Annotated in this window: 25 protein-coding genes; 5 read left to right on the top strand and 20 right to left on the bottom strand. The window is 56.9% G+C overall.

Annotated features, from left to right (window positions below):
* Positions 1–144: 144 nt before the first annotated feature.
* The 5 genes from DW806_RS01650 to DW806_RS01630 all read left to right on the top strand — a co-directional run bounded on the left by DW806_RS01650 (position 145) and on the right by DW806_RS01630 (position 4,592).
* Positions 145–474, top strand: a complete 330-nt coding sequence (locus tag DW806_RS01650; protein ID WP_118728902.1) for a BofC C-terminal domain-containing protein — start codon at positions 145–147, stop codon at positions 472–474.
* Positions 475–633: 159 nt separating this feature from the next.
* The gene (locus tag DW806_RS01645; RefSeq protein ID WP_110435230.1) at positions 634–879 is read left to right on the top strand and encodes an IreB family regulatory phosphoprotein; all 246 of its coding nucleotides are present in this window, start codon (positions 634–636) and stop codon (positions 877–879) included.
* 405 nt (positions 880–1,284) lie between these two features.
* Positions 1,285–3,300: a YgiQ family radical SAM protein gene (locus tag DW806_RS01640; RefSeq protein ID WP_118728901.1), complete on the top strand. Its 2,016-nt coding sequence runs from the start codon at positions 1,285–1,287 to the stop codon at positions 3,298–3,300.
* A 67-nt stretch (positions 3,301–3,367) separates the two neighbouring features.
* Positions 3,368–4,021 (top strand): hypothetical protein, encoded by a 654-nt coding sequence (locus tag DW806_RS01635; protein ID WP_118646066.1) that lies wholly within the window; start codon positions 3,368–3,370, stop codon positions 4,019–4,021.
* 139 nt (positions 4,022–4,160) lie between these two features.
* Positions 4,161–4,592 (top strand): Lrp/AsnC family transcriptional regulator, encoded by a 432-nt coding sequence (locus DW806_RS01630; protein WP_116704675.1) that lies wholly within the window; start codon positions 4,161–4,163, stop codon positions 4,590–4,592.
* Between the two features lie 492 nt (positions 4,593–5,084).
* Here DW806_RS01630 and rsmA read toward each other — a convergent pair whose 3' ends face one another.
* The 20 genes from rsmA to uvrA all read right to left on the bottom strand — a co-directional run bounded on the left by rsmA (position 5,085) and on the right by uvrA (position 25,806).
* Positions 5,085–5,951: a 16S rRNA (adenine(1518)-N(6)/adenine(1519)-N(6))-dimethyltransferase RsmA gene (gene rsmA, locus DW806_RS01625; protein ID WP_118728900.1), complete on the bottom strand. Its 867-nt coding sequence runs from the start codon at positions 5,949–5,951 to the stop codon at positions 5,085–5,087.
* Positions 5,952–6,039: 88 nt separating this feature from the next.
* Positions 6,040–6,567 (bottom strand): ribosome hibernation-promoting factor, HPF/YfiA family, encoded by a 528-nt coding sequence (gene hpf / locus DW806_RS01620; protein ID WP_118359735.1) that lies wholly within the window; start codon positions 6,565–6,567, stop codon positions 6,040–6,042.
* Between the two features lie 195 nt (positions 6,568–6,762).
* Positions 6,763–7,605, bottom strand: a complete 843-nt coding sequence (locus DW806_RS01615) for a fumarate hydratase (protein WP_118728899.1) — start codon at positions 7,603–7,605, stop codon at positions 6,763–6,765.
* Positions 7,602–8,774 carry an amidohydrolase gene (locus DW806_RS01610; protein ID WP_118728898.1) on the bottom strand — a complete coding sequence of 391 codons (1,173 nt, stop codon included), beginning with the start codon at positions 8,772–8,774 and terminating at the stop codon, positions 7,602–7,604. The genes DW806_RS01615 and DW806_RS01610 overlap by 4 nt, the downstream gene beginning before the upstream one ends.
* A gap of 361 nt (positions 8,775–9,135) precedes the next feature.
* Positions 9,136–9,600: a S1 RNA-binding domain-containing protein gene (locus DW806_RS01600; protein WP_118728896.1), complete on the bottom strand. Its 465-nt coding sequence runs from the start codon at positions 9,598–9,600 to the stop codon at positions 9,136–9,138.
* A 33-nt stretch (positions 9,601–9,633) separates the two neighbouring features.
* Positions 9,634–9,915 carry an FtsB family cell division protein gene (locus DW806_RS01595; RefSeq protein WP_110435240.1) on the bottom strand — a complete coding sequence of 94 codons (282 nt, stop codon included), beginning with the start codon at positions 9,913–9,915 and terminating at the stop codon, positions 9,634–9,636.
* A gap of 46 nt (positions 9,916–9,961) precedes the next feature.
* A complete protein-coding gene (gene yabQ / locus DW806_RS01590; protein ID WP_118728895.1) occupies positions 9,962–10,420 on the bottom strand; it encodes a spore cortex biosynthesis protein YabQ in 459 nt (152 codons plus the stop codon).
* Positions 10,421–10,426: 6 nt separating this feature from the next.
* A complete protein-coding gene (gene yabP / locus DW806_RS01585; RefSeq protein WP_110435242.1) occupies positions 10,427–10,711 on the bottom strand; it encodes a sporulation protein YabP in 285 nt (94 codons plus the stop codon).
* Positions 10,712–10,785: 74 nt separating this feature from the next.
* A complete protein-coding gene (locus tag DW806_RS01580) occupies positions 10,786–11,025 on the bottom strand; it encodes an RNA-binding S4 domain-containing protein (protein ID WP_116704678.1) in 240 nt (79 codons plus the stop codon).
* On the bottom strand, positions 11,022–11,303 hold the full coding sequence (locus DW806_RS01575) for an HU family DNA-binding protein (RefSeq protein WP_110435244.1): 282 nt from the start codon (positions 11,301–11,303) through the stop codon (positions 11,022–11,024). The genes DW806_RS01580 and DW806_RS01575 overlap by 4 nt, the downstream gene beginning before the upstream one ends.
* A gap of 11 nt (positions 11,304–11,314) precedes the next feature.
* Positions 11,315–12,112 carry a nucleoside triphosphate pyrophosphohydrolase gene (gene mazG / locus DW806_RS01570; protein WP_110435245.1) on the bottom strand — a complete coding sequence of 266 codons (798 nt, stop codon included), beginning with the start codon at positions 12,110–12,112 and terminating at the stop codon, positions 11,315–11,317.
* 15 nt (positions 12,113–12,127) lie between these two features.
* Positions 12,128–13,753, bottom strand: a complete 1,626-nt coding sequence (locus DW806_RS01565; protein ID WP_158578258.1) for a putative polysaccharide biosynthesis protein — start codon at positions 13,751–13,753, stop codon at positions 12,128–12,130.
* A gap of 84 nt (positions 13,754–13,837) precedes the next feature.
* On the bottom strand, positions 13,838–14,230 hold the full coding sequence (locus tag DW806_RS01560) for a zinc ribbon domain-containing protein (protein ID WP_117751371.1): 393 nt from the start codon (positions 14,228–14,230) through the stop codon (positions 13,838–13,840).
* Between the two features lie 170 nt (positions 14,231–14,400).
* Positions 14,401–15,324, bottom strand: a complete 924-nt coding sequence (locus DW806_RS01555) for a uridine kinase family protein (RefSeq protein WP_118728893.1) — start codon at positions 15,322–15,324, stop codon at positions 14,401–14,403.
* A 46-nt stretch (positions 15,325–15,370) separates the two neighbouring features.
* Complete coding sequence (hemZ, locus tag DW806_RS01550) at positions 15,371–16,840, bottom strand: coproporphyrinogen dehydrogenase HemZ (RefSeq protein ID WP_118728892.1); 1,470 nt, start codon at positions 16,838–16,840, stop codon at positions 15,371–15,373.
* Positions 16,837–17,469, bottom strand: a complete 633-nt coding sequence (locus DW806_RS01545) for an MBL fold metallo-hydrolase (protein ID WP_118728891.1) — start codon at positions 17,467–17,469, stop codon at positions 16,837–16,839. Before DW806_RS01545 ends, hemZ begins: the two co-directional genes overlap by 4 nt.
* A 111-nt stretch (positions 17,470–17,580) precedes the next feature.
* Positions 17,581–18,033 (bottom strand): D-aminoacyl-tRNA deacylase, encoded by a 453-nt coding sequence (gene dtd, locus DW806_RS01540; protein WP_118285477.1) that lies wholly within the window; start codon positions 18,031–18,033, stop codon positions 17,581–17,583.
* 463 nt (positions 18,034–18,496) lie between these two features.
* Positions 18,497–20,683 (bottom strand): RelA/SpoT family protein, encoded by a 2,187-nt coding sequence (locus DW806_RS01535; RefSeq protein ID WP_110435252.1) that lies wholly within the window; start codon positions 20,681–20,683, stop codon positions 18,497–18,499.
* Between the two features lie 20 nt (positions 20,684–20,703).
* Entirely contained in the window at positions 20,704–22,779 is a 2,076-nt protein-coding gene (gene recJ / locus DW806_RS01530) for a single-stranded-DNA-specific exonuclease RecJ (protein ID WP_118728890.1), read from the bottom strand.
* A 180-nt stretch (positions 22,780–22,959) separates the two neighbouring features.
* Positions 22,960–25,806 (bottom strand): excinuclease ABC subunit UvrA, encoded by a 2,847-nt coding sequence (gene uvrA / locus DW806_RS01525; RefSeq protein WP_118728889.1) that lies wholly within the window; start codon positions 25,804–25,806, stop codon positions 22,960–22,962.
* Positions 25,807–25,812: the final 6 nt, after the last annotated feature.

The raw sequence follows: 25,812 nt of genomic DNA, 5'->3' as shown, positions 1-25,812 counted from the left end.
TTACTGCCGAGGTAATAGGCACTCTGATAGCATTATACCACAGGACTTTGCAAATTCCAAACATTTTTTACGCTGCTTTTAGAATAGACCGTATTTTTGTGGGAATACTCAAAGCAAGTCCCACTGAGTGAAGGAGTTTTGACTATGATGCAGGGTTTTTATCTGCTTGCTATGCAGCAGGCGCGGCGGCGCACACAGCTCGCCGCGCTGGCGTGTCTTGCAGCAATGATCAGTCTGGTTCTGGCCGGACGTGCGCTTCTGGCTTCGCCGGCCGTTCCGGCGAGCGCATCGATTACCTATACGGTGCAGAGCGAAAACGACCGGCTTGTCATCCGGCAGAGCGACGGCTCGGTCCTGCGCACAGGCATCGACACGCGCACGCTGCCATCCGCCGAGCAGCAAGCGCTTGCGGACGGCATTACACTCGATAATGCAGAGGAGCTGGCGCGGCTGCTGGAAAATTACAGCTCGTAAAACACCGTCTCCTTTTCCATCGCCATACAGTGTATGCCACAGGCGGAAAAAGTTTTCATGCGAGTTTTGCGCGGATAAGGCTTTACTTTTTCTGCTTTTTGTATTATGCTGTAAGTAACGATAAACACCGACAGGTAGGATCGGAAAGGAGAACCAAATATGCTTGACGGAACGAGAAAATTCAGTCTGGTAGACGAGTCCAACAAGGAGATGAAGCGCACGCTTACCACTGTGTATGATGCGCTCAAGGAGAAAGGCTACAACCCGATCAACCAGATCGTCGGCTATCTTCTCTCTGAGGACCCGACTTACATAACCAACCACAACAATGCCCGCAGCCTGATCTGCAAGATCGACCGCGACGAACTCATGCAGGAGCTGGTTCAGTTCTATCTGGATAACTGAGTTTTTGCAGAATAACCGTATACCTTATTTGCGAAAAAATAACCGTTACCTTGGGCGAGGGCGGTTATTTTTTATTTTGCAAAACATTTCCGTGCTCTGCGGCTTGACTTTTACCGCAGATTTGCTATACTTATAGATAGAAAAGGGCAATCCGGCAGAAGACGGTTGACCTGGGTTCAATTATTTTGTTGAAAAAATAACCGTTACCTTTGGCCGAGGACGGTTATTTTTTTATGGTTTTAACGATTTCAAGCAGAATGATCAATGTAATAATCTGCAGAATCTGATCCACAATACCACCTCCCTTCAGGGAGTATGGTCAACCGTCTTCAACATCTTTTGCCGGATTACCCGTATTTTTATTGTAACCTATAATTTTCACCTTGTAAAGCCAAAGAGGTATATATGAACGGTTTTCTCCCTATTTCCAAACAAGATATGGCCGATCGCGGATGGTATTACTGCGATTTTCTCATCGTCACCGGCGATGCGTACGTCGATCATCCGTCGTTCGGCACGGCGATCATTTCACGCGTGCTGGAGGATGCAGGCTACAAGGTCGCTATCCTCAGCCAGCCGGATTTCCGCGATGAGCACGACTTCCTCGAAATGGGCCGTCCGCGCTACGCGGTGCTCATCAACGGCGGCAACATCGACTCGATGGTCGCGCATTACACCTCGGCGAAAAAGCGCCGTTCGGACGATGCATACACGCCGGGCGGTGTGGGCGGCAAGCGGCCGGACCGTGCGGTAACCGTCTATTCCATGCTTGCGCGGCGCGCCTTTCCGGAAACGCCGGTCTATCTCGGCGGCATTGAAGCCAGTCTGCGCCGATTTGCGCACTACGATTACTGGGCTGACCGTGTTATGCCGTCCATTCTGGAATCCACCGGCGCGGACGGCGTGATGTTCGGCATGAGCGAGCACTCGGTCGTTGAGCTGGCAAACAACCTCAAGCACGGCAAAAAGGGCGCAGACGCGTGCAAGGGAGTCCGCGGCACGGCCTATATGGTGCATGATACGGACGATCTGGAGTATGATGCGGTCGAATGTCCCTCGTACGAGGATGTCTGCGCCAGCAAGCCAGACTACGCCCGTTCGGTCAAAATCCAGTACGACGAACAGGATGCCGTGCGCGGCAAGGCGATTCTCCAGCGGCACGGCAAGCGCATCCTTGTGCAGAACCCGCCCGCAAAGCCGCTGACCACGGAGGAGATGGACCATGTTTACGCGCTGCCGTATATGCGAACTTATCATCCGTCCTACGAGGCGCTCGGCGGCGTGCCCGCCATTCAGGAGGTACAGTTCTCCATCATCCACAACCGCGGCTGCTTCGGCGCGTGCAACTTCTGCGCGCTCGCGTTCCATCAAGGACGCTACATTCAGGTCCGCAGCCACGAGAGCGTGATCGAGGAAGCAAAAAAGATCACCCAAATGCCCGGATTCAAGGGCTATATCCACGATGTCGGCGGCCCGACCGCGAATTTCCGCTTTCCGGCCTGCAAAAAGCAGGAGAAATACGGCTGCTGCAAGGACAAGCGCTGCCTGTTCCCCACCACCTGTCAGAACATCGAGGCCGACCACACGGATTACCTCGAACTGCTGCGTGAGCTGCGCCACATCGAGGGTGTCAAGAAGGTGTTCGTCCGCTCCGGTCTGCGCTACGACTACATGATGGCCGAGAAGAACGATGCGTTCTTCCGCGAACTGGTCGAGCACCACATCTCCGGTCAGCTGAAGGTCGCGCCGGAGCACATGAGCGATAACGCCCTGTACTACATGGGCAAGCCGTCCTTCAAGGTGTACGAGCAGTTCCGCGAGCGGTATGCCCGCATCAACGAAAAGCTGGGCCGCAAGCAGTATCTTGTGCCCTATCTGATGAGCTCGCATCCGGGTGCAACGCTTGATGACGCCATCATGCTCGCGCAGTATCTCAACCGCGTCGGCTACATGCCCGAGCAGGTGCAGGATTTTTATCCCACGCCGGGTACGCTGTCCACCGCGATGTACTACACCGAGATTGATCCGCGCACCATGAAGCCGGTCTTTGTGGCAAAAACGCCCGAGGACAAGGCCATGCAGCGTGCGCTGCTGCAATGGCGCCGACCGGACAAACGCCCGATCGTCATTGCCGCGCTCAAAAAGGCGCACCGTGAGGATCTCATCGGCTTTGGCAGGGAATGTCTCATTCGTCCGGGCAGAGGCAGCGACCAGCGCATGCCGGGCAGCAAGCAGCACAGCGTCAGCCGCCACGGCGTGTCCAACGGCGGCAGACAGCAGAATAACGACCGCCGTCATTCTGCGCCTAATAACGGCAAGCACAGTACACCGAACGGCAAACGTCCGGCTTCGCGTCCGGCTCAGAGCAAGCCGAATCAGGGTAAAAAAACCGGCTGGGCAAAACCGAAAAAGAAAAAATAATTTTATACGGAACTTTTTACGCCGTCTTTCGTCTATACTATCAGAGTTACGAAAGGCGGTGTTTTTTATGACAAAACGTACTTTAGCAATGCTTCTTGCACTTCTGGCGCTGCTGCTGACCGGCTGCGGCAATGCCGAGCCGAAAACCACGGAAGCCGAAATCGGCAGCCAGAGCACGGATGACGCAGCTGCCCTGCCGGATACCACCGAGCAGAAACCGGTCGCAGATGCACCCATGATGGTGATGGTGGATAACACGCTGTATCAGTCTACCGGTGAGGTCAGCACGGTCGATGGCCGCTGCGGCAACATGGACGGCGAGATCACCTCGCAGACGGCGAACGGCACGGACGCGCCCACCGAGAACGGCCAGTCCAACTTCGGCACGGGCTACGGCTATCAGCGCATAGACGACCATATCGAGGTGCTGATTGATAACCAGTGGATCGTGTTCGAGCAGGATGCCACCGTACCGCGGATGGTCATGGTGGATGGCAAGCTGTATCAGGAGACCGGAAACCTGCCTTCCGAGCCGTTCTGCGGAACGCCTGACGGTTCGATCACCTCGAAAACGGCAAACCGAAACGATGTTCCGACCGAAAACAACCAGTCCAATTTCAGCGATAACCGGGATTTTGTGTTCATTGACGAGGATACCATTTACGTTTCCGCAACGCCGGACTGGATGGAATTCAAGGTCATCACCGACTCGGATGTATAAAAACTTTTGTTCAAAGCCTTATTTTATTTGACAACAACCCGGTCGTGCTTTATAATAAACAGTGAACAAAGGAGTTCGTCCCGCGAAGGCGGGTCGGACTCCTGTTTTTATTTTTAGGATAAGGAGGGCTATTTGCCCCATGGACGAAATTGATCTGAAGCTCTTGCGGCTGCTGCAGAAGAATGCCCGCACCCCCATCAAGGCCCTTGCAGGTGAGGTTCGCCTTTCCTCCCCTGCGGTTTCCGCGCGTATTGAGCGGCTGGAAAAACAGGGCGTTATTCGTGCGTATACGCTCGATCTGGACCCGCTGCAGCTTGGCCATCACATTCTCGCGTACATCCATCTGGATATGCAGCCCACCCAGAAAGAGGAATTTTATCCGTTCATTGCTGCGTGCTCGAATGTGCTCGAGTGCAACTGCGTGACCGGCAACTACTCCATGCTGATCAAGGTGTCGTTCGCCTCGACGCAGGAGCTGGACGGCTTTATCGGACGTCTGCAGAAATTCGGCAAGACCGAAACACAGATCGTGTTTTCCTCGCCGGTGCCGCCGAGAGCCATTGTGGTATGAGAAAAAGCCTGCGTGTGCAGGCTTTTCTTTTGTCCACATGGTGGGGGTAGGTTTGATTTATCTGTTTGCTAAAGCAGCGGGAATGGGCGCCAACCTTTGGCGGCGAGGGCAAGAGGGTAGACACCTACGGTTTCTACCCTCTTAACTCCCGTTTCCCTTTATTTGTTCGTCTGGCGCAGACCAGAGACCGGTGACCGCTCCGAAATTTGGGAACGGCAGAGGATTTTTTCTTCCATAGGAGCGGCCAGTGGCCGCCCATTTCTCTACCGCTTCGCAGTGCCAGATTCCTTGCTGCTACACATGCGGTTTAGTCTCCGCAGGCGCAACACAAGGTGAATTGCCCAAAGGGGCAAGAGAGGGTCCCCTGGGGGATAACAGTGTTGCGCAACTCGTTTGCGCGTTGTTGTGCACGGCACCTGCGAATATTTCTTTGCAAACACGCTTTATCTTACAAACTCTTCACTCTAATTCTCAATTCTCCATTTTCAATTCTCAATTACTGAGCTTTTCCGCCGCGAGATCTGCCAGTTTCGCATACTCCGCGAGGCTGAGCCGCTCACCGCGAACGCGGGCATCCAGACCGGCTGCTTCTACGAGTGCGGTGATCTCCTCCTTACTCATCGACGAGCCGAGCACCGGACCGAGCGCGTTCACGAGCGTCTTTCTACGCATATTGAAGGCTGCGCGCACGAGGGAAAAGAACAGCTTTTCGTCCTTGGTCTCAACCGCCGGCTTGTCGAGCGGCACGAGCTTGAGCACCGCCGAATCCACCTTGGGCTTGGGCACAAAGCAGTCCGCCGGAACATCAAACAGGATTTCCGCCTTGGCGTGGTACTGCACATAAATCGAGAACGCCGAGTACGCCGCCGTGCCCGGCTCTGCGCAGATGCGCTGCGCGACCTCCTTCTGTACCATGACCGTCACCTGCTCGAACGCGCCGCTCTCAAGCAGCGCCGTAATCGCCGGTGTGGTGATGTAATACGGCAGATTGGCACACGCGATCGCCTTTCCGTCACCGAATTTCTCCTTGCAGAGCGCGGCAAGGTCGGTTTCGAGCACATCGCCGTGCACGACCTCGAAGTTATCGTAATCTGCGAGCGTCTCTGCCAGGACCGGCATGAGCGCACGGTCCAGCTCGACCGCTACGACCTTATCCGCGCGCCGGCACAGCTCCGCCGAAAGGCAGCCCATGCCCGGGCCGACCTCAATCGCGTTGCCGCACTCGGTCGCGCCGCTCATCTCCGCAATGCGGCGCGGCACGCTTTCGTCCGTCAGAAAGTTCTGTCCGAGCGACTTGGAAAAATGGAAGCCATGACGGCCCAGAACCGCTCGAATTGTCTCAATATCACATAAATTCATTCGTTTTCCCCTTTTAACCGAAAAGAACCGGCGGCAGAACGCCGCCGGTCCCTATGTAATGCAACTTTTTTACTGTTTGACGCGGATTTTACTCCTCGCCCTCGATCAGACCGTAACCGCCTGCCGCACGCTTGTAAACAACGGCGTGGATATTGTCGTTGTCGGCGTTGCGGAAGAAGTAGAACTGGTGGTCAAGCAGGTTCATCTGCAGGATAGCCTCGTCCACGCTCATCGGCTTTACGTCGAAGCGCTTGCGGCGTACTACATCGAAATCCTCCTCGGTCAGTGCAGCCTTCTGCTCTGCCATCTTGTCGAATGCACCCTCACGCAGGCGCTTCTCCAGACGGGTCTTATGCTTGCGGATCTGGCGCTCGATACTGCTGATGGCACCGTCTACGGAAGCATACATATCAGTCGTCGTTTCCTCGGCGCGGACAACCAGACCAACCTGACGCACCGTGATCTCGACCGTCTGCTTGCCGCGCAGCTCGCTGAATGTAAGCGTGGTATCCGAATCCTGCTGGAAGTAGCGATCCAGCTTCTCTACCTTACGCAGTGCGTACTGACGCAGCTCGTCCTCGATCTTGATTTTTCTTTCGACGATAGTGAACTTCATAAAATCATCTCCTAACAGGCGTGAACCGCCTTTGATGGCTTTATCCGCGGCCGCCGTGGTGTGGCGGAAACGGTATTGGGTTTTTGCTATCTTCAGTATAGCACAACCTATGCAACTTGTCCAACAATTTTTCAGAAGTTCACAATTTGTTCAGCATATTTCCCAAGAGGTTTTACAATTTCTTGTCAAGGTTGCTTACAGCTCGCCCTCTGCGTGACGGGTAACGTGGCAGGAAATATTAACCACGCACGGCAGACCGGCGATATGCGTGCCGAATGGCTCAATCGCGCACGCAAGAGCGGTAACCGTACCGCCGAGTCCCTGCGGGCCGACACCGGATGCGTTGACCTTATCGAGAATCTGCTGCTCCATCTCGGCGTACAGCGGATCGGCGTTGTGCTGATCGACCGGACGCAGCAGCGCACGCTTGGCGAGATATGCCGCCTTATCGCTCGTGCCGCCCAGACCGACACCGATAACGATCGGCGGGCACGGGTTGGAGCCGGCATGGATGCACGCATCCGCGATGAAATCCACGATCTGCGCCTTGGTAGCGGCAGGCGTGAACATCTTCATCTGGGTCATATTCTCCGAGCCGAAGCCCTTCGGTGCAACCGTGATCTTCACCTTGTCACCCGGAACGACCGAGGTGTACAGGATACACGGCGTGTTGTCGCCCGTGTTTTCGCGGCGCAGCGGATCACCGACCACCGACAGGCGCAGATAACCGTCGATATAGCCGCGGCGAACACCCTCGGTGACTGCATCCTCGAACGAGCCGCCGGTCAGATGCACGTCCTGACCGATCTCCGCGAACACGATCGCCATGCCCGTATCCTGACAGACCGGCACATTATTCTCGCGTGCAAGGTCGCAGTTGGCGATCATTTCACCGAAGATGGTCTTGCCGAGCGGAGACTCCTCCGCGTTCTGACCATCCACGAACGCCTGCCGCAGATCTGCGGGCAGATAGTAGTTGGCATCAATGCACAGCTGACGCACCAGCCTGGTTACTTCCGAAACCTCAATCGTCCTCATTTTGTCCTCCTATATTCCGGTGTGCCGTTTACAAAAACAGCCTGCACCTGGGTTGCAATATCCAGCGGATCGCCGCTCCACAGCACACAGTCTGCATCCAAACCGGTTTTCAGGCTGCCGATTCTGTCCTGCATGCCCGCAATTTTCGCGGGTACCGATGTGACCGCGCGCAGCGCGTCCGTTTTATCCATACCCGCACGCACCGCCAGCATAAGCGCCATCGGCAGCAGCCGCAGCGGAATTTCCGGGTGATCGACTGTAATGGCGGTTTCGATTCCGGCCTTGCACAGCAGTCCGGGCGCGGCATCCGACAGGTTGCGGATCTCCGGCTTGGAACGGTCGGTCATGTACGGGCCGCTGACCACCGGAACGTGCTCCTCGGCCAGCAGGTCGGCCACAAGATGCGCCTCCGTGCCGTGAATGATAACCGCCCGCAGACCGAACTCCTTCGCAATACGCAGCGCGGTGAAAATGTCATCCGCACGGTGCGCGTGAAAATGTGCCTCAGCCTTGCCCCAGAGAAGCGGCTGCAGCGCTTCCATCTTGATGTCGAAATCCGGCTCGTCCTGATCCGGGTCATTCTCCGCACGCGCCTTGCGTGAGAAATACTCCTTCGCCTTGTACAGCTCCTCGCGGATGATGCCCGCGGTCGCCATGCGCGTGACCGGCGTTTCGTCCTTGTCGTGATAGACCGACTTCGGGTTCTCGCCCAGCGCGAACTTGATCGCCAGCGGCGCTTTAAGAATCATGTCGTCCACACGGCGGCCTGCCGTCTTGAGCAGCGCAATCTGTCCGCCGATGGGGTTTGCGCTGCCCGGGCTGACTGCGGCAGCCGTCACACCGGCCTCAAGTGCCTCGCGGAAGCTGCGGTCGAACGGGTTGACACCGTCCAGTGCACGCAGATGCGGCGTCGCCGGATCGGTATCCTCGTTGCCGTCCGCGCCCTCAAAGCCGAGGCCGTCCTCGTACAGACCGATGTGCGAGTGAATGTCGATAAGGCCGGGGGTCAGCACGCCGCCCTCGCCGTCTATGACGTTTTCGCAGTCCGGCGCTTCGCCCTCGCCCATCGAGGTGATTCTGCCGTTTTCAAGCAGAATCCAGCCGAAAAAGCGAGAATCCTGCTCGTCCATCGTCCAAATATTGATATTTTTGATCAGTGTTTGATTCATGGAAAACCTCTTCCAAAAACTGTTGACAAGTGTGGTAATTTATGGTATATTTATTATGGCGGTTGGGAAAGCCGCCATGCACCGTTCATATCTTTATCCCCACAATCCTACTTTTGGCGCTCTTTCGCAAGGAAGAGCGCGCTTTTTTTTGCATAAAAGCAGGATTTCGTTACTTTTCCAGCACAAGCTATGCCGGGCAGGCAAACTCCCGCTGAATCTCAGCGAAAAACGCACCGCCCGTCAGGGGGCGAACACGCTTACGCAGTTCATGTGCACCGGACAGCCAGTGCCGAAAAGCCCTGCCGACGCTTCGTGCACCGGCATATAAAAGCAAAACCGAGGTTTCCCTCGGTTTTCTTCTTTATCTGCGGCGGCGCGAACCGTTCTTGCGATCGGTTGCGTGGCGCACATCGGCCTGACGGCTTTCGCTGTCCGACATAAACGCCTTCAGCTTATCCTCAAAGCTCATCGTGGACGGGTCCTTCGGTGCCTGCTGCACACGTCCGCGCGGTGCGGACGAACGCTGGAAACGCGGCTGACGCGGCGCAAAGCCGCCCTCACGGCGTTCGTGTCTCGGCTGACGCGGCTCCTGCGGCTGCGCCTTCTTGATCGAAAGATTGATACGACCTGCCTGATCAATATTGATGATCTTTACCTTGACCTGCTGGCCCTCCTGCAGGAAATCCTTGATGTCGTTTACAAAAGTCGAAGCGACCTCCGAAATGTGCACCATACCCGACTTTCCTTCGGGCAGCGCAACAAATGCACCAAACTTGGTGATGCCGGTTACCTTGCCCTCTACGATTGCTCCCACTGCCAAATCCATATAAGCTGTTTTGCCTCCGTTATTATTTCCCTTTTACCGGCTGGACGTATCTACAAAAATACGCTCGCCCGGTTCCGCATAGCCCAGTTCTGTCCGCGCCATCTCTCCGATATCCTCCTCGGAAATGCCGCTTTGCATTTCCTGCCGGAGCGTCTCGTTCGCCTTCTGATATTCCTCCACCCGCAGGGTCAGAGACGCGAGTTCATCCCGCTTGCTCTTGATCTGCGTGCGCAGGTTTACCACATTGACGACCGCGTAAAGCAGAAACACCACTACCGCTGCCCTGATAAGGATCATCCGCGTGCGCCTTGTCATCTGCTCACCTCATATCGTTTGCTTGCGCGTCAGACTGATACAGGTTTTATTTTATACCTTTTTTGCGAAAAAGAAAAGAGTCTTTTTCAAATTTTTTCGTCAAAAACCGAATTTTTACCGGACTGCACCGCTGTTTTACCACCGTTTGACAGTGCACCCGCAAGCCGTATACGGCGCGTCTCAGCTTCGCAAGCACCTGCAGGAGCCTCATAAGCACTTCCAGCATGGTTTCACTCAGTGCTGCAAGGTACAATCCCACGCCGCCTGCCGCCGTTAAAAGCACAAAGCCGCGCGGCTGACCGGCGGCCGCGATCAGCCCGAACTCGAATAAGGCCGCCAGCACGATCGCCCAGAACAGCGTATCGAGCAGCGCCACCCCTGCCCATCCGCACCGGAAATGCAGACGCAGTGCCCGCAGCATGTCATACACCGCCCCGATCCCGACGCCGAGCAGCAGGCTTTGCAGCACGAGTGTGACCTGCTGGCTGTTCGTAAACACCGGCATGGCCGCTCACCCGCCGAAGATCCGCCGGAACAGGCTGTCGCGCGGCTGCACGCTGTCGTCGTACTCAAGCAGGCCGATCTCACCCTGAATGATCAGTTCTCCGGCCTCGAGCTGCAGCCGCTCTACATGCAGTCCCTGACCGCGCACGACCAGCATGCCGCGCACGGTTTCGAGCAGCACCTGTTCCTCATCAAAGCTGTGCACGTCGGTCACACCGGAAATCGTCAGCTTCTCTCTCCCCTCCAGAATGACACTGTGCGGCATTTCACGGCTTCGTTCCTCCTGCGCCATATAACTCCCCTCCTGACTGCAAAAAAGTATCCCGCTCTGCAATATATGCGAGAGCGGGATACATTATGTTCGGTTTACAGTTCCTTATACAGCGCAGACGCATCTGCCTTGAGCGTATGCTCCGCGATATTCAGCACTTCCACCTTCATCGTGCGCTGACCGAATGCGATCTCGATCACGTCGCCGATCTTCACCTGATACGAAGCCTTGGCCGGCTTGCCGTTGACCGTGATGCGCGCTGCATCGCATGCATCATTCGCCACCGTGCGGCGCTTGATCAGGCGGGATACCTTCAAATACTTGTCTAATCTCACTTGTTTCCGTCTACCTTATCCTTCAAAACTTTGCCCGGCTTGAACACCGGCATGGTCGCCGCTGCAATATTGATCTCCTCGCCGGTACGCGGATTGTGTCCCGTGCGTGCTGCGCGCTCCTTGGTCTCAAACGTGCCGAAGCCGCTGATCTGCAGCTTGTCACCGGCTGCCATGATATCCGCAATGGCGGTAAACACGGTGTCGATCGTCTTTTCGGTATCCTTCTTGGAAAAGCCGGTCTTTTCTGCGACCAGCGTCACCAGTTCGCTTTTCTTCATGGTTTTGCTCCTTATGCGTGTTCCTCGTGCTTTGCGCTGTCCCACAGTGCGTCCAGCTCGGAAAGGGACAGGTCAGCCAGCTTTTTGCCTGCGGCAGTCGCCTGACGCTCCATCTCCGCAAAGCGGCTGACAAACTTGTTGCAGGTCTTTTCGGCAGCAGCCTCCGGGTCGATCTTCAGGTGACGCGCCACGTTGACAGACGCGAACAGCAGGTCGCCAATCTCCTCCTCCGGATCGCCGTCACCGTCGATGGCACGGCGGACCTCGTCAAGCTCCTCCTGCACCTTGTCAAGTGCATCCTTCACGTTATCCCAGTCAAAGCCGACCTTTGCCGCCTTCTTCTGCAGCTTTTCTGCACGGATCAGACTCGGCAGGCTCTTTGCTACGCTTTCGAGCGCCTGCGTATCGGTCTCCTGATGCTTCTCCTTGCGCTTGAGGTCATCCCAGTTCCTGAGGACCTCCTCGGACGAGGCGACCTCGACATTGCCGAAGATATGCGGGTGACGGAAGATCAGCTTTTTGCAGATGCCGTCCGCCACATCGTCGATGTCGAATGTGCCCTTTTCCTTCTCCATCTGGGTGTGGAATACCACCTGCAGCAGAACATCGCCAAGCTCTTCCTTCATGTGCTCGGTGTCCTCGTCGTCGATGGCTTCACAGACCTCGTAGGTCTCCTCGATGAAGTTGCGGCGGATAGAATGATGATCCTGCTCACGGTCCCACATGCAGCCGTCCGGCGCGCGCAGGATTTCCATAATGCGGAGCAGATCATCGAACTTGTAACAATCCTTTATTTCAAAATCAACCATTTTTGCACTTCCTGATTACTTTAGATGTAAAATATCTGCGATTTTCTCGCCCTTGGGCAGCAGCAGAACATCATCCCGCTCGACTGCACCGAGCGCGAGCAGCAGAACGGCATACACGACAACCGCCACGCCGATGCACGCGAGCGTGATCAGCTTGTCAGGCATGGTTCCGGGCGCCGCGTTCAACGCACCGTTCAGCACGCGCTGCACAATGAAAATCGCCGCACCCATGCCGATGGTGGCCGCCAGCGGACGGCAGACCGTTTTTCCGATCGGCGGCAGCGAACCCGTCAAACGCCTGATGTGGAACAGGTTGATGACCGCGATCAGCCAATAGCAGAGCGCCGTACTGATGGGCGCACCCATGATATTCAGTGCCGGATTGCCGATGAGAAAATAGTCACCGAGCATTTTGACAACCGCGCCTGCAAACATCGAGACAAGCGGCAGGTCAATGCGGCCGAACGCCTGCAGCGTCGAGTTGGTGACAGCCACAAGTGCCGCCGCCGGTACGGCAAAGCCGAGCAGACCCATCAGTACACCGCCAAGCTCCGTTCCCTGCGAGTACAGCATGCGCAGAATCGGTCCGGCGAGCATGATGAAGCCCGCGCCAGCCGGCAGGGTGATGATAACCGTCATGCGCAGCGTGGTACCCAGTGTTTTGGAAACCTTGGCATGGTTGCCCGCCGCGCGTGCGCTTGCGATGGTCGGCAGCACGCTGACCGCCAGTGCGGTGATGAGCGTCTGCGGCAGGTTGAAGAAGTTGATGGCCTGACCGGTGTAAATGCCGTAGGTGGACATTGCTTCTCTTGCCGTCATGCCGACCGCCGGACTTTGCAGACGCGTAGAGATCAGCGCCACGTCGATCAGGTCGGTCAGACTCATAACCGCTGAGCTGATCGTGATCGGAATGGACAGACTGAGCAGCGTTTTCGCCAGCTGGCCCGCCGGACGCACGCTGTCGTCCAGCGCGTGCACCGCCGAGCTGCTGCGATGCGTGATCGCACCCTGAATGAGCATGTAAACAGCGGCAGCCACCTCGCCGATGGTAACGCCGAGGACGGTCATTGCCGCGACTGCCTGATCGGAAAAGTTATGCTGAACCGCATAATACGCCAATCCAAGGCCGATAAACAGCTTGCCGAGTGACTCGATCACCTGCGAAACCGCCGTCGGCACCATGTTCGAGCGGCCCTGATAGTAACCGCGGAACACCGCCAGAACAGCAACCATCAGCACGCTCGGTGCGATGGCCATAACCGCCAGCCGGGAATCCGCGCTCTTGATCCAGGATGCAAACGTGCCCGCGCCGAGGAACAGCACGACCGAGCAGACCGCACCGAGCGGAATGAAAATGCTTCCCGCCACACGGACGGTGCGCCGCACCTCATGCTCTCTGCCGCAGGCTGTGGCCTCCGCGACCATTTTCGCCAGCGCCGCCGGAACACCGACGGTCGAGATCATCAGCATCGCCGTGTACACGCGGTACGCCGCACTGAACATGCCGAACGCCGGCGAATCCTTGCCGCCGATCATGTTGAGCAACGGTATCTGGAAGAATGCGCCAATCACCTTGACCAGCAGACTGGCCAGCATCAAAATGAACGCACCCTGAATGAAATTCTGTTTTTTACGCTGCAAATGCCGTACGCCCCTTCCTTTGATCAGAATGGGCATAGCTGCCCTTGCCCGATATTACAATATGATGCATCAAACCGTATTATGTTACAGCTCTGCACCGCAGGACGAGCAATATGCGTCATCCTTGCCGCACGGTTTGCCGCAGTGCGGGCACGCCGTTACCGAGCGCATTTCCGCCAGCTTGTCGCGCAGCGCGGCCAGCTTTTCCTGCTTGGCATCGACCTGCGCCATCTTTTCGTCCATTTCCTCGTTGGTGACCTCTGCACCGCGGTGCAGATCGTACACCAGCTTGCCGATTTCCTTGTACAGTGCTTCGCACTCGGTATTCAGATCGAAAATCTGCAGGTTGATGCGGGTCGCCAGTGCAAGGTCGTTCGCCTTTTTGCCGGCTACGCCTGCCGCATGACGGGAGACCTTGCCGGTTTTATCCGCCATGTCCTTTACCTTATCCAGAAAAGCCTGCATTTTCATATCCATAGCTTGTCGCTCCTTCCGACGGAATGTCTCCGTTTCCGGTCTCATGGTAATATTGCGTAATGGAACAAGGGCGATTTGCGAGAGAATTTCCGCAAAACGCCGCAGTTTCAATTATGTGGTATTGCCATTATACTTCATACCCTGCCAAAAAGCAAGAATCCGGACACTTTTCAGCCGATAAACTCATGCAGAACCGAATCCTCCGGCATATACGGCTTGTAGTCGATCGGCGAAACCTTATCCAAAATCGCGCTGAGCGGTGCAAGGTCAGCCTGCTCGAGCAATTTCTCCTCGCTCTGCAGCTTTTCGCTCAGGTACTGCATGAGGATGTTGGTCTCATACGGCAGATAGGTGTCCACCGTAAGATCAGCCTGCCCGCGGTACGGCGAAATATACAGTCTCTCGCCTCTCCGCACAGAGTTCCACTGCTTTAAGGTGTACTCCACCGGCGAGCTGCGGAACAGGCTGTCGCGCATGGCGCGGCGCAGGAAGCGCAGCATGTGCGGCTCAACGCGGACGTTGCGGTCGGTCAGCAGCACGCTCGCCACCGAAAGATAGACGCTTGTCGCATGCTTCTCCAGATCGCCCATGATGACCGGATTAAACGCGTGAATGCCCTCGATCATCACAATTTCGTCCTTGTGCAGCTGCACCGCACGCTCGTTGCGATGCGAGGTGCGAGTTTCAAAATCAAAGCGCGGCACCATGATTTCCTCGCCCGCCACCAGACGCGTCAGGTGGTCGCGGAGCAGATCCAGATCCATGCACTCTGGGCTTTCGAGGTCATTGACGCCGTTTTCCTCGTCAAACGGAATGTCGTAGGTGCCCGAGGTACGGTAATAGTCGTCCATCGAGATCATGTGCGTGTGAATGCCCGCCAGCTCGAGAATGCGGCCCAGACGGTCGTTCGTGGTGGTCTTGCCCGATGAGGACGGACCGTTGAGCAGCACGACCGGCTTGCGCTTGCAGTTCGCAGCGATCTGGTCAGCCACCAGATGCAGCTGACGATGATAATGATCCTCGCAGTCGTTCACAAAGGCTTCCGCGTCGCATTCGGCACGGTGATTGATGTATTTCAATGTGTATTCTGCCATAGACAGTCCCTTCTTACGGAATTACTCACTCATTTCCCTATCCTGATTATTTCTTGGGGAACAGCAGCTTTTTCTTGCCGTTGGCCAGTCTGTCTGCCGCCTGAATGTACTCAAGCGGATATTTCGGATTGTTCGCGCGCTCGATCCAGCCGGTCTCGCGCACGACACGCTTGGAAACGCCGCCGGCACCGAGCGACAGAATGGTCTGCAGCTCCTCCATCATGCTCACGTTATAGAAACATTCGGTGCCCGGCTTGCACCAGCCGACGTTCTCGAAGCCGCCTGCCATAAATTTCTGCCGGTAGAGATAATACGGGCCGTAGCCTGCGTTCTGCAGTGCATGCGCGGCACCGTCCAGCATTTGAGAAACGGTCTCGCGCTGTGCGGCGGCAGCCGCCTTATCGGTCAGATCAGCGCCGCGCTTGATGGCGAGCGTATGCACCGTGATATTCTCCGGCGAAAGATGCAGCAAAGTATCCACAGTCTGTGCAAAAGTTTCGGCGGTGTCGCCGGTCAGACCGGCGATCAGATCCATGTTGATCTCGTCAAAGCCCGCCTGCCGGGCCTCGTCAAACGCGCGGAGCACGTCTGCCGAGCCGTGTTTTCTGCCGATTGCGGCCAGAACGGCGTCATTCATGCTCTGCGGGTTGATGCTCACGCGGCCAACGCCCGCGCTTTTGAGCACACGCAGCTTTTCCGGTGTGATGGTATCCGGACGGCCCGCTTCTACAGTATATTCGCGCAAATGTGAAAAATCAAAGTGATTTTCGAGCGCCGACAGCAGCCGTGCCAGCTGATGTTCGTCCAGCGTGGTCGGTGTGCCGCCGCCGATGTAGACGCTCTGCACCTGCTTGCCCGCTGCGCGGACAAGCGCGGCTGTCTCCTCGATCTCGCGGCAGAGCGTGTCCAGATACGGCTCGATGAGTTTACCGGACTGCGCCGTGGTTGCCGATACGAACGAGCAGTAATAGCACCTCGACGGACAGAACGGAATACCGACGTACAGCGAAATATCGTTTTCACCGATGGTCTTGTCCATCTCCATCGCGGTTGCGGCTGCACGAATCGTCAGCGCCGTGCGCTCGGGCGAAACGTGAAAGTGCTCGCGCAGCTCAACCGCCGCCTCGCCGCGCGTCATGCCGCGCTCGATCATGCCGCGCGCCAGCTTGGCCGGACGCACGCCGGTCAGGCTGCCCCAGACCGGGGCCTGCGGCAGAAACGGCACGGCCGCGTCGTACACGGTCGTTTTCACCAGTTCGGTGATGGTGCGCTTGTAGTCCAGCGTTGCCAGTCCGGTGACGGACGCACGCTTTTCCGCCTCGTGCGTTACACCGTCCATGCAGACGATCGCACGCGCGGCGGCTTCGCCGTTCTCCTCGGTCAAAATGCTGCGGCAGTACGGCTCAGTAAGCTGCTCGGCCGAATCTGCCCTGCTCAGCGTTTCAGTCGGCAGCAGATGAAACAGCATTTCCTCTACCGCGTGTTTCAGTTCGTGATTTTCCAGTGTATAGATCATTTTCCCATCGCCTGCAGCATATACGGATTGTATGCGCGTTCCTCGTTCAGTGTGGAGATGCCCTCATGGCCGGGGAATACCTTGTAATCGCCGTCAAGGTCATGCAGACGCTTCAAAGAACGCAGCATGGCGGAGAAATCGCCGCCCTCAAGGTCGCAGCGGCCGCACTCGTGACGGAATAGCGTATCGCCGGTGAACAGGCAGTCGCCGATCCTGATGACGGACGAGCCGGGCGTGTGACCGGGCGTTGCCATGTAGGTCGCGGTCATGCCGCCGAACGTCACCTCGGTGCCCTCATTCGCCAGAATATCCGGCGTATCCTGCACATAATTGCGTGCCAGTCCGCGGAACTGACCCATGTTGTCGCGGCTCAGCAGCCAGATGTCCTTCTCCGGCACAACATACTGTGCGCCGGTGGCTTCGAGTACCTCGTGCGCCGCCAGAATGTGGTCAAAATGCGCGTGCGTCAGCAGCACATACCTGACATTCAGCTGTTCCTCGTTTACCGCGTTCAAAATCGACTTGGCGTTGTCGCCCGGATCGATCACCGCGGCTTCGCGGGTTGCTTCGTCATATACAATGTAACAATTCGTGCGGACCATGCCCACACAAAGCTGCAACAATTTCATAGTAATATCCTTTCAGGAAATTAGTAGTTAGGAATTGCGGTGGGCAGCTTCGCTGCCATTTTAATCATCGCGCTGTGCGCGATACCACAATTTTCAATTTTCAATTCTCCATTATCTCCGCATGTCCTTGGTGTCCATCCACAGCGTTACCGGGCCGTCATTCAATAGATCGACCTTCATATCCGCGCCGAACTCACCGGTCTCGACCGGCAGGCCGCTCTCGCGGCAGCGCGCGATGAATGCTTCATACAGCGGGATGGCGGTCTCCGGACGGGCAGCGTTCGTGAAACTCGGGCGGTTGCCCTTGCGGCAGTCACCGTAAAGCGTGAACTGCGACACGATGAGCAAGCCGCCGCCGACATCCGCGAGCGAGCGGTTCATTTTGTCGTTTTCGTCCGTGAATACACGCATTTTAACCGTTTTATCGGCCAGATAAACCGCATCGTCCACGGTATCACCGTCTGTGATGCCGAGCAGGACAAGGAAGCCCTGTCCGATCTGTCCGTGAATCCTGCCGTCGATCGTGACCGAGGCGTGAGAGACGCGCTGAACCAGTGCCCGCATTGTTTTTCCTCTTTTCGTAGTAAGTTTTGAATTTAATCTGTTGATTTTTTTGATTTGGAATGGGTGCCAAACCTTGGCTGGGGTTCCAAAAGGGTAGACACCAATGGTTTCTACCCTCTTGGGACTCCCGTTTCCTTTTTTGGATACCTTGAGTGCAGATGGTAGACTTCGCAAGCAGGAAAGGAACGGCAGAGGATTTTTTCTTCCGCATGGTATCCACTTATTCGCATTTCGGATACCGTACTGCTACATCCAATTGGGGTCTACGCTGGGCGCGGCATAGCAGTGCCGCGCAACTCCTTTGATGATACCAGTTAGATACATCGTGGGGCTCGATGACCCATCGAGCCTTTGTAAACCTTCTGCACCAGCCAATGCCTCCCCTTTTAGGGGAGCCTGAAACGCGCAGGCACAAGCGCTTTCCGCGTCTCATTTTCCATTCTCCATTCTCAATCATCAATTATCAATTCGTATCCACCGTTCTGGTCACATCCACAACGCCCTTGATGGAGCGCAGGCGGCTGATCATATTATCCAGCTGATGGACGCTCGTGACGTCAACCATGGCGTTGATAACGCCGTAGCCGTCGTTGAGGTCGCGTGCGGAAATCTCATGCACATTGATCTTACTCGAGGCAAACGCCAGCGTAACGTCACTCAGCACGCCGATACGGTTGCGCGTGGAAATCTGCAGGCCGGTAGAGAACTTATTGACATGACCGGCATTGGCCGCCATATCCTCATCCCACCAGGCACGGACCCAGCGGTCGGGCTCTTCCTCGATATGGACATTCACGCAGTCGCGGCGATGGATGGAAACACCGTAGCCGCGGGTGACAAAGCCGACGATCTCATCGCCCGGAATCGGCGTACAGCAGCGGGCAAACTTGACCAGACAGTTATCAATGCCTTCGACAACAACGCCGTCGCTGGATTTATTCTGGCGGCGCTGCTGCTGCTCGTTCTGCGGATGCGCGGCACGCTCGGCCTGCTCGCGCTGACGGCGCAGCTTGCCGACATCGTCCTTGACCTTATTGATGACCTTAGTCAGCATAATGCCGCCGTAGCCGATGGCCGCGTACAGCTCATCGACTGTGTTGAACGAGAACTTGTTGAGCGTGTTCTTCTGCACCTCTTCGTTCTCATAGAAGCCGTTATACAGCAGGTTGGCACGCAGCTCGCGGTCGAGATCCTCCTTGCCGTTGACGATATTTTCCTCGCGGCATTCCTTCTTGAACCACTGCTTGATCTTGTTGCGCGCCTCGGTGGTCTTGACGATCTTCACCCAGTCACGGCTCGGACCGTGCGCCTCCTTGGAGGTCAGGATCTCGACAATATCGCCGTTTTTCAGCTGGCTGTCGATCGGTGCGATACGGCCGTTCAGCTTGCAGCCGGTCATGCGGTTGCCGACTGCCGAGTGAATCGCATACGCAAGGTCGATCGGCGTTGCGCCTGCCGGCATATTGACCACATCGCCCTTGGGCGTAAAGACAAATACCTCGTCCGCGAACAGGTCAACCTTGATGTTTTTGATAAAGTCCTCGGCCTCGGTGTCCTGCTGGGCTTCAAGCAGCTGGCGAATCCACGCGAACGCTTCCTCGTTGCCCTTCTTATCCAGACCCTGCTTGTACTTCCAGTGCGCCGCAACACCGTATTCCGCCATTTTATGCATCTCTACGGTACGAATCTGCACCTCAAACGGGATGCCCGCTCGGCCGATGACCGTCGTATGCAGCGACTGATAGCCGTTCGGCTTCGGTGTGGATATATAGTCCTTGAAGCGGCCCGGAATCGGCTTGTACAGGTCGTGGACGTAGCCGAGCACGTTGTAGCAGTCCGCCACGGTATCGACAATGACGCGCACGGCGCAGATATCATAGATCTCGTTGATGGTCTTGTGCTGGGCATACATTTTGCGGTAGATGGAGTAAATATGCTTGACGCGGGCCGAAATCGCGTTGTGGATGTTCGCTTCCTTCAGCTTGGTGCTGATGCGGTCCTGAATGCCCTGCAGGAATTCCTCGTGCTGCTCACTCTGGGCCTTTAAGCCTTCCACAATCTCGTTGTAGCCGATCGGGTCGAGAACCTTCAGCGACAGATCCTCAAGCTCCCACTTGATGCGGCTCATGCCGAGACGGTGCGCGATCGGCGCGTAAATCTCCATGGTTTCCAGTGCCTTGTCGCGCTGCTTGCGCTCAGGCAGGAACTGGAAGGTACGGGCATTGTGCAGTCGGTCGGCCAGCTTGATCAGGATAACGCGGATATCCTTCGCCATGGCGAGGAACATCTTGCGCAGGTCCTCGAACTGCTCCTGCTCCTTGGAGTAGCGCAGCATGCCCAGTCGGGTTACGCCGTCCACCAGCTCCGCGACCGGCGTGCCGAATTTGTTTTCGATCTCCTTGTAGCCGAACTCGGTGTCCTCAATGCAGTCATGCAGCAGCGCTGCACAGATGGAATCCGTATCCAGACCCATCTCCACAACGATCTCAGCGACAGCGACCGGATGAATGATATACGGCTCACCGTTGCGGCGCTTCTGTCCCTCATGTGCCTTGGCCGCACATTCGTATGCCGCGCGAATCTTCTTGATATTCGCCTGCGGGTTTTGTTTTTGTACGCGTTCGATCAAAAAATCCAGTTTCGTTTGCATAGATCCTTCCCCCATTCGTGTCACCCCGCCATGCTTTGCAATGTGGCAAGGACAACCGATCCGGAAATATCGGCCTTGCCCTCGTAGGGTTTGAGCAAAATGTTGAGCATACCTTCCTTGAAATGATAGCTAATGAGTCCGGACTCCTGAAAAACGTCCAGACAGACAAACAGCTTGCCGATGTTAATGTCGCGTCGGCTTTCCCACGCAACCCGGCGGGAAAGCGCCCCGTCCGGTACGGAAAGCCGTCCGTCCTCCGCGCGGCAGGTCACATGCCGCCAGACAGCGACCAGATCCTTGCGGTCGGGCAGGAGCAGACGCGCTTCCCTTGCGGTGAGCGGGCCGTCCTGCATGAGTGTATTATACAGATTGAGAATCTTCTGATCCGCCAGATGCTCACAGTCACTCAGCTGCACATCGCAGATGGTCAGCTGCACCGAGCGGCGGCCTCGAAATTCGTTGATTTCCAGATGAAAGGCGGCATCCACGGTGTTGCCCTCGACAAAGCCGAGACCGCCCGCACCGATGCCGAACCAGATCGCGGAAAACCGCTTGCCGTCCTTGATGAGCGACAGACGAACATGCCGGTCGCTGGACAGCGGTGTAATCTCCTCAACGGTCATGTTCTTCATGCAGAACACAGGCTCCGCATTTTTCATGCCGTACGGCTCGAGTACGCTCAGGGATTCGATGTTCTCCTGCGTCAGCCACTCCGGCTGCACCATGCAGTCGATGTGCAGCTGCGGAACGAGCTCCGCCATGGTGACATGCGTTTCCGCGTACTTGCGCAGGCGCGTGCGGAGTTCTTCGATCCTGTCCGCCTGCACGGTCAGTCCTGCGGCAAGCGCATGACCGCCGTAGCGCTCGAACAGGTCCTCACACGAGGTGAGCGCCTCAAACAGATTGAAGCTGCCGATCGAGCGGCCGGAGCCCTTGCCTACGCCGTCCTCGTCCACCGAGATGAGCACGACCGGACAGCCGTAGCGGTCGCACAGGCGCGAGCACACAATGCCGATAACGCCCTGATGCCAGCCCTCTCCGGCCAGCACGATAATTTTATCCTCAAGCGGGTTGTATTCGCGGCGCAGGCGTGTGAGCGTCTGCTCGAGTATCTTGTTCTCCTCGCTCTGGCGCAGCTTGTTCTGCTCGCAAAGCTCGGCGGCAAGCGCCTGTGCGCGTATCGGATCTTTCGTCAGGAACAGCTCTGCTGCCAGTTCGGCCTTGCCCATGCGGCCCGCCGCGTTGATGCGCGGCGCAAGCACATAGCTGATGGTCGAGGAGGTCAGCCGCCTGTTCTTCATCCCCGCCTCGCGCAGCAGCATTTCCAGACCGATATTCGCCGTCACGGACAGCTTTTTCAGTCCTTCCGCCACAATAATGCGGTTTTCACCGACAATCGGCATGACATCGGCCACCGTGCCGAGCGCTACAAGGTCGGCGTACCGGTCGAGCATGGAAAGCGTGTCGCCCTCGAGTGCGCAGATCAGCTTGAATGCCACACCGACACCCGCCAGGCTGGAAAACGGATAGGTATCGTCCGTCCGCTTGCAGTCCACGACCGCCTGCGCGTCCGGCAGGTTTTCGTGGCACTCGTGGTGGTCGGTAATGACGACCTGCATACCGAGCTCGCGTGCGACGGCAATCTCCTCGTTGGCTGTAATGCCCGAGTCCACCGTGATGAGCAGGCGCGTGCCCTGCTCATACAGCTGCTCCATCGCCGGACGCGTCAGACCGTAGCCGTCCGTCAGACGGTTGGGAATGTAATATTCACATTTTGCGCCCTTGCTGCGCAGATAATCCACCAGTGTGCACGTTGCCGTGATGCCGTCCACGTCGTAATCACCGTAGACCACCATTTTCTCTCCGCGATCTATTACCTCGCGGACGACCTCGACTGCCTTATCCATATCGGTCAAACCGAACGGATCATGCAGTCCTCGCGCATCGCAGCTCAGGTAATCCGCCGCAGCCTGCGGTGTGTCGATGCCGCGCGCCGACAGCACCGCCGCCGTCAGCGGTGTATAGCCGGTCTCCCGCGACAGCACCCGCACCCGCTCGGTATCCGGCGAGGCGATCACCCATCGCTTTGCTCTCATATTGAACGATCCCTTCCTGAGTCACGGCAGCAGCACGCCTTCCGGCGCCTGCGTATGGTAACTCCGATTTTATATTATCACTATTATACCAAAACACGCCCAAAATCACAACATCTTTATCAAATACAGAAAAAACAGGTGTCTCGCTAAGAAACACCTGTTTTATTACACATTTCGACTTTATTTATCGCGTTTTCCGCCGTTTTTGCGGGCGAGAATCGGGCCGAGATACTGTCCGGTATACGAACCCTCGCACTGTGCAACCTCCTCCGGCGTACCGCAAACGACCAGTCGACCGCCGCCGTCGCCGCCCTCGGGACCGAGGTCGAGGATATAGTCCGCAGTCTTGATGACATCCAGATTGTGCTCGATGACAACAACCGTGTTGCCTGCGTCCACCAGCTTCTGCAGAACATCCACAAGCCTGTGGACATCTGCGACATGCAGACCGGTGGTCGGCTCATCGAGGATATAGATTGTCTTGCCGGTCGAGCGTTTGGACAGCTCGGTCGCCAGCTTGGCGCGCTGCGCTTCACCGCCGGAGAGCGTTGTGGAGGACTGCCCCAGCTTAACGTAGCCCAGACCGACCTCGCGCATGGTCTCCAGACGGCGTGCGATCTTCGGCACGTTGGCGAAGAACTCACACGCTTCATCCACCGTCATATCCAGCACTTCGTAGATGTTTTTGCCCTTGTAGCGCACCTCGAGCGTCTCCTTGTTATAGCGGCGCCCCTTGCACACATCGCAGGGAACGTAAACGTCCGGCAGAAAGTGCATTTCGATTTTGAGCAGGCCGTCACCCGAGCAGGCCTCACAGCGGCCGCCCTTGACATTGAAGGAAAAACGGCTTGCGCTGTAGCCGCGCGCCTTTGCGTCCGCCGTTTTGGCAAACAGGTCGCGGATATCGTTGAACACGCCCGTATAAGTCGCCGGATTGGAACGCGGCGTACGTCCGATCGGCGACTGGTCAATGTCGATGACCTTGTCGAGATTCTCGATGCCGATGAATTCGTCATGCGCTCCTGCACGGGTCTTCGCGCCGTTCAACTCCGCTGCCAGCTTTTTGTACAGGATTTCATTGACGAACGAGGACTTGCCCGAACCCGAAACACCGGTCACACAGGTGAGCGTGCCAAGCGGAATGGTAAAGTCCGTATGCTTGAGGTTGTTTACCGCACAGCCCTTGACCGTGATGCTCTTGCCGCTGCCTTTGCGCCGGATTTCGGGCACCGGAATGAATTTTCTGCCCGAAAGATACTGTCCGGTGATGGATTTATCACTTTTCAGCAGCTCGTCTATCGTGCCCTCGAACACGACCTCGCCGCCGTTGCGTCCCGCCCCCGGACCGATATCCACAATGTGGTCAGCCGCAAACATGGTGTCCTCGTCGTGCTCGACCACGATGAGCGTGTTGCCAAGGTCGCGCAGCCGCCCCAGGGTCGCAAGCAGCTTGTCGTTGTCGCGCTGATGCAGACCGATGGACGGCTCGTCGAGGATATACAGCACGCCCATCAGCGATGAGCCGATCTGCGTCGCCAGTCGGATGCGCTGGCTCTCGCCGCCGGACAGCGTACCGGACGAACGCGAGAGCGTCAGATATTCCAGTCCGACCGACTGCAGGAAGCCGAGGCGGTCCATAATCTCCTTGATTACTCTGTCACCGATTTTATGCTGCATTTCGGTCAGTTTGAGCGTGTGGAGGAACTCCATCGCCTTGACAACCGACTTTTCTGCGAACTCTGCGATGTTCAGTCCGCCGAGCGTGACCGCCAGCACCTCCGGGCGCAGACGGCGGCCGTGGCATGCCGGGCACGGACTTTCGCTCATCACTTCTTCAATCTCGCCGCGCGACCACTCGCTGTTGGTCTCACGGTAACGGCGTTCCAGATTGGGGATGATACCCTCGAACGGCTGGCGCATCACGCCGCCCGAAATGCGGCTGACCGACAGCTCGAGCGGTTCATCTCCGGTGCCGTACAGCAGCTCGTCGAGCGCCTGCTCGGAGAACTCCTCGATGGGCGTTTCGAGCGTAAAGCCGTGTTTTTTGCCGAGTGCAGTGTAGTACATGCCCGCGATCGTACCCGGGTCGGCGCTGCCCCAGCCGGACGCACGGATGGCGCCCTGCTTGATCGAAAGATGGCGGTTCGGGATAACGCGATCGGGATCAACACGCTTCTGAATGCCCAGACCCGTGCACACCGGGCACGCACCGTACGGGTTGTTGAATGAGAACATTCTCGGGGTAAGCTCTTCGATGGAAATGCCGCAGTCGTCGCAGGCGTAGTTCTGCGAGAACGTGATGGGTTCGCCGCCAATGACATCCGCAATCACCAGACCGCCCGACAGCGCAGACGCGGTCTCCACCGAATCAGTAATGCGTCCGCGGGCGTCCGGACGGATGACAACGCGGTCAACAACGATCTCAATGTTGTGCTTCTTGGTTTTCGCCAGCTTGAATTCTTCCGAAAGATCATGGATTTCGCCGTCTACACGCACGCGGACATAGCCCTGCTTGCGGGCATCCTCAAACACCTTAACGTGCTCGCCCTTCTTGCCGCGGATGACCGGCGCAAGCAGCTGCACGCGCGTCTTTTCTTCAAGCGCCATCAGCCGGTCAATGATCTGGTCGATGGTCTGCTGGTGGATCTCCTTGCCGCATTTCGGACAGTGCGGCGTGCCGATGCGCGCCCACAGCAGGCGCATATAGTCGTAGATCTCGGTGACCGTGCCGACCGTCGAACGCGGGTTCTGCGAGGTGGTCTTCTGGTCGATGGAGATGGCGGGCGAAAGACCATCGATGTAGTCCACATCCGGCTTGTCCATCTGGCCGAGGAACTGCCGCGCGTAGCTGGACAGCGATTCAACGTAGCGGCGCTGACCCTCGGCGTAGATCGTGTCAAACGCCAGGGACGATTTGCCCGAGCCGGACAGGCCGGTGAGCACCACCAGCTTGTCGCGCGGAATTTTGATGTCGATGTTTTTCAGGTTGTGCTCTCGCGCACCTTTTACATGGATATATTCCTGCATTGTATT

It is taken from the genome of Butyricicoccus sp. AM32-19, assembly GCF_003480365.1.
GTDB classification, from domain to species: Bacteria; Bacillota; Clostridia; order Oscillospirales; family Butyricicoccaceae; genus Agathobaculum; species Agathobaculum butyriciproducens.
Note: the sequence above shows the minus strand (reverse complement) of the source record. Positions and strands in the feature narration are given on the sequence as shown.

What these genes read in the sequence shown, in the direction of transcription:
- DW806_RS01600 (WP_118728896.1), bottom strand. Translation starts at nt 9,600, where the DNA reads ATGGATTTGGCAGTGGGAGCAATCGTAGAGGGCAAGGTAACCGGCATC.
- DW806_RS01560 (WP_117751371.1), bottom strand. Translation starts at nt 14,230, where the DNA reads ATGGATATGAAAATGCAGGCTTTTCTGGATAAGGTAAAGGACATGGCG.
- dtd (WP_118285477.1), bottom strand. Translation starts at nt 18,033, where the DNA reads ATGCGGGCACTGGTTCAGCGCGTCTCTCACGCCTCGGTCACGATCGAC.
- DW806_RS01615 (WP_118728899.1), bottom strand. Translation starts at nt 7,605, where the DNA reads ATGAGGACGATTGAGGTTTCGGAAGTAACCAGGCTGGTGCGTCAGCTG.
- DW806_RS01595 (WP_110435240.1), bottom strand. Translation starts at nt 9,915, where the DNA reads ATGACAAGGCGCACGCGGATGATCCTTATCAGGGCAGCGGTAGTGGTG.
- yabQ (WP_118728895.1), bottom strand. Translation starts at nt 10,420, where the DNA reads ATGCCGGTGTTTACGAACAGCCAGCAGGTCACACTCGTGCTGCAAAGC.
- DW806_RS01650 (WP_118728902.1), top strand. Translation starts at nt 145, where the DNA reads ATGATGCAGGGTTTTTATCTGCTTGCTATGCAGCAGGCGCGGCGGCGC.
- DW806_RS01640 (WP_118728901.1), top strand. Translation starts at nt 1,285, where the DNA reads ATGAACGGTTTTCTCCCTATTTCCAAACAAGATATGGCCGATCGCGGA.
- DW806_RS01630 (WP_116704675.1), top strand. Translation starts at nt 4,161, where the DNA reads ATGGACGAAATTGATCTGAAGCTCTTGCGGCTGCTGCAGAAGAATGCC.
- yabP (WP_110435242.1), bottom strand. Translation starts at nt 10,711, where the DNA reads ATGGCGCAGGAGGAACGAAGCCGTGAAATGCCGCACAGTGTCATTCTG.
- DW806_RS01575 (WP_110435244.1), bottom strand. Translation starts at nt 11,303, where the DNA reads ATGAAGAAAAGCGAACTGGTGACGCTGGTCGCAGAAAAGACCGGCTTT.
- rsmA (WP_118728900.1), bottom strand. Translation starts at nt 5,951, where the DNA reads ATGAATTTATGTGATATTGAGACAATTCGAGCGGTTCTGGGCCGTCAT.
- uvrA (WP_118728889.1), bottom strand. Translation starts at nt 25,806, where the DNA reads ATGCAGGAATATATCCATGTAAAAGGTGCGCGAGAGCACAACCTGAAA.
- DW806_RS01645 (WP_110435230.1), top strand. Translation starts at nt 634, where the DNA reads ATGCTTGACGGAACGAGAAAATTCAGTCTGGTAGACGAGTCCAACAAG.
- DW806_RS01555 (WP_118728893.1), bottom strand. Translation starts at nt 15,324, where the DNA reads ATGGCAGAATACACATTGAAATACATCAATCACCGTGCCGAATGCGAC.
- hpf (WP_118359735.1), bottom strand. Translation starts at nt 6,567, where the DNA reads ATGAAGTTCACTATCGTCGAAAGAAAAATCAAGATCGAGGACGAGCTG.
- hemZ (WP_118728892.1), bottom strand. Translation starts at nt 16,840, where the DNA reads ATGATCTATACACTGGAAAATCACGAACTGAAACACGCGGTAGAGGAA.
- DW806_RS01610 (WP_118728898.1), bottom strand. Translation starts at nt 8,774, where the DNA reads ATGAATCAAACACTGATCAAAAATATCAATATTTGGACGATGGACGAG.
- DW806_RS01535 (WP_110435252.1), bottom strand. Translation starts at nt 20,683, where the DNA reads ATGCAAACGAAACTGGATTTTTTGATCGAACGCGTACAAAAACAAAAC.
- recJ (WP_118728890.1), bottom strand. Translation starts at nt 22,779, where the DNA reads ATGAGAGCAAAGCGATGGGTGATCGCCTCGCCGGATACCGAGCGGGTG.
- mazG (WP_110435245.1), bottom strand. Translation starts at nt 12,112, where the DNA reads ATGGTTGATTTTGAAATAAAGGATTGTTACAAGTTCGATGATCTGCTC.
- DW806_RS01545 (WP_118728891.1), bottom strand. Translation starts at nt 17,469, where the DNA reads ATGAAATTGTTGCAGCTTTGTGTGGGCATGGTCCGCACGAATTGTTAC.
- DW806_RS01635 (WP_118646066.1), top strand. Translation starts at nt 3,368, where the DNA reads ATGACAAAACGTACTTTAGCAATGCTTCTTGCACTTCTGGCGCTGCTG.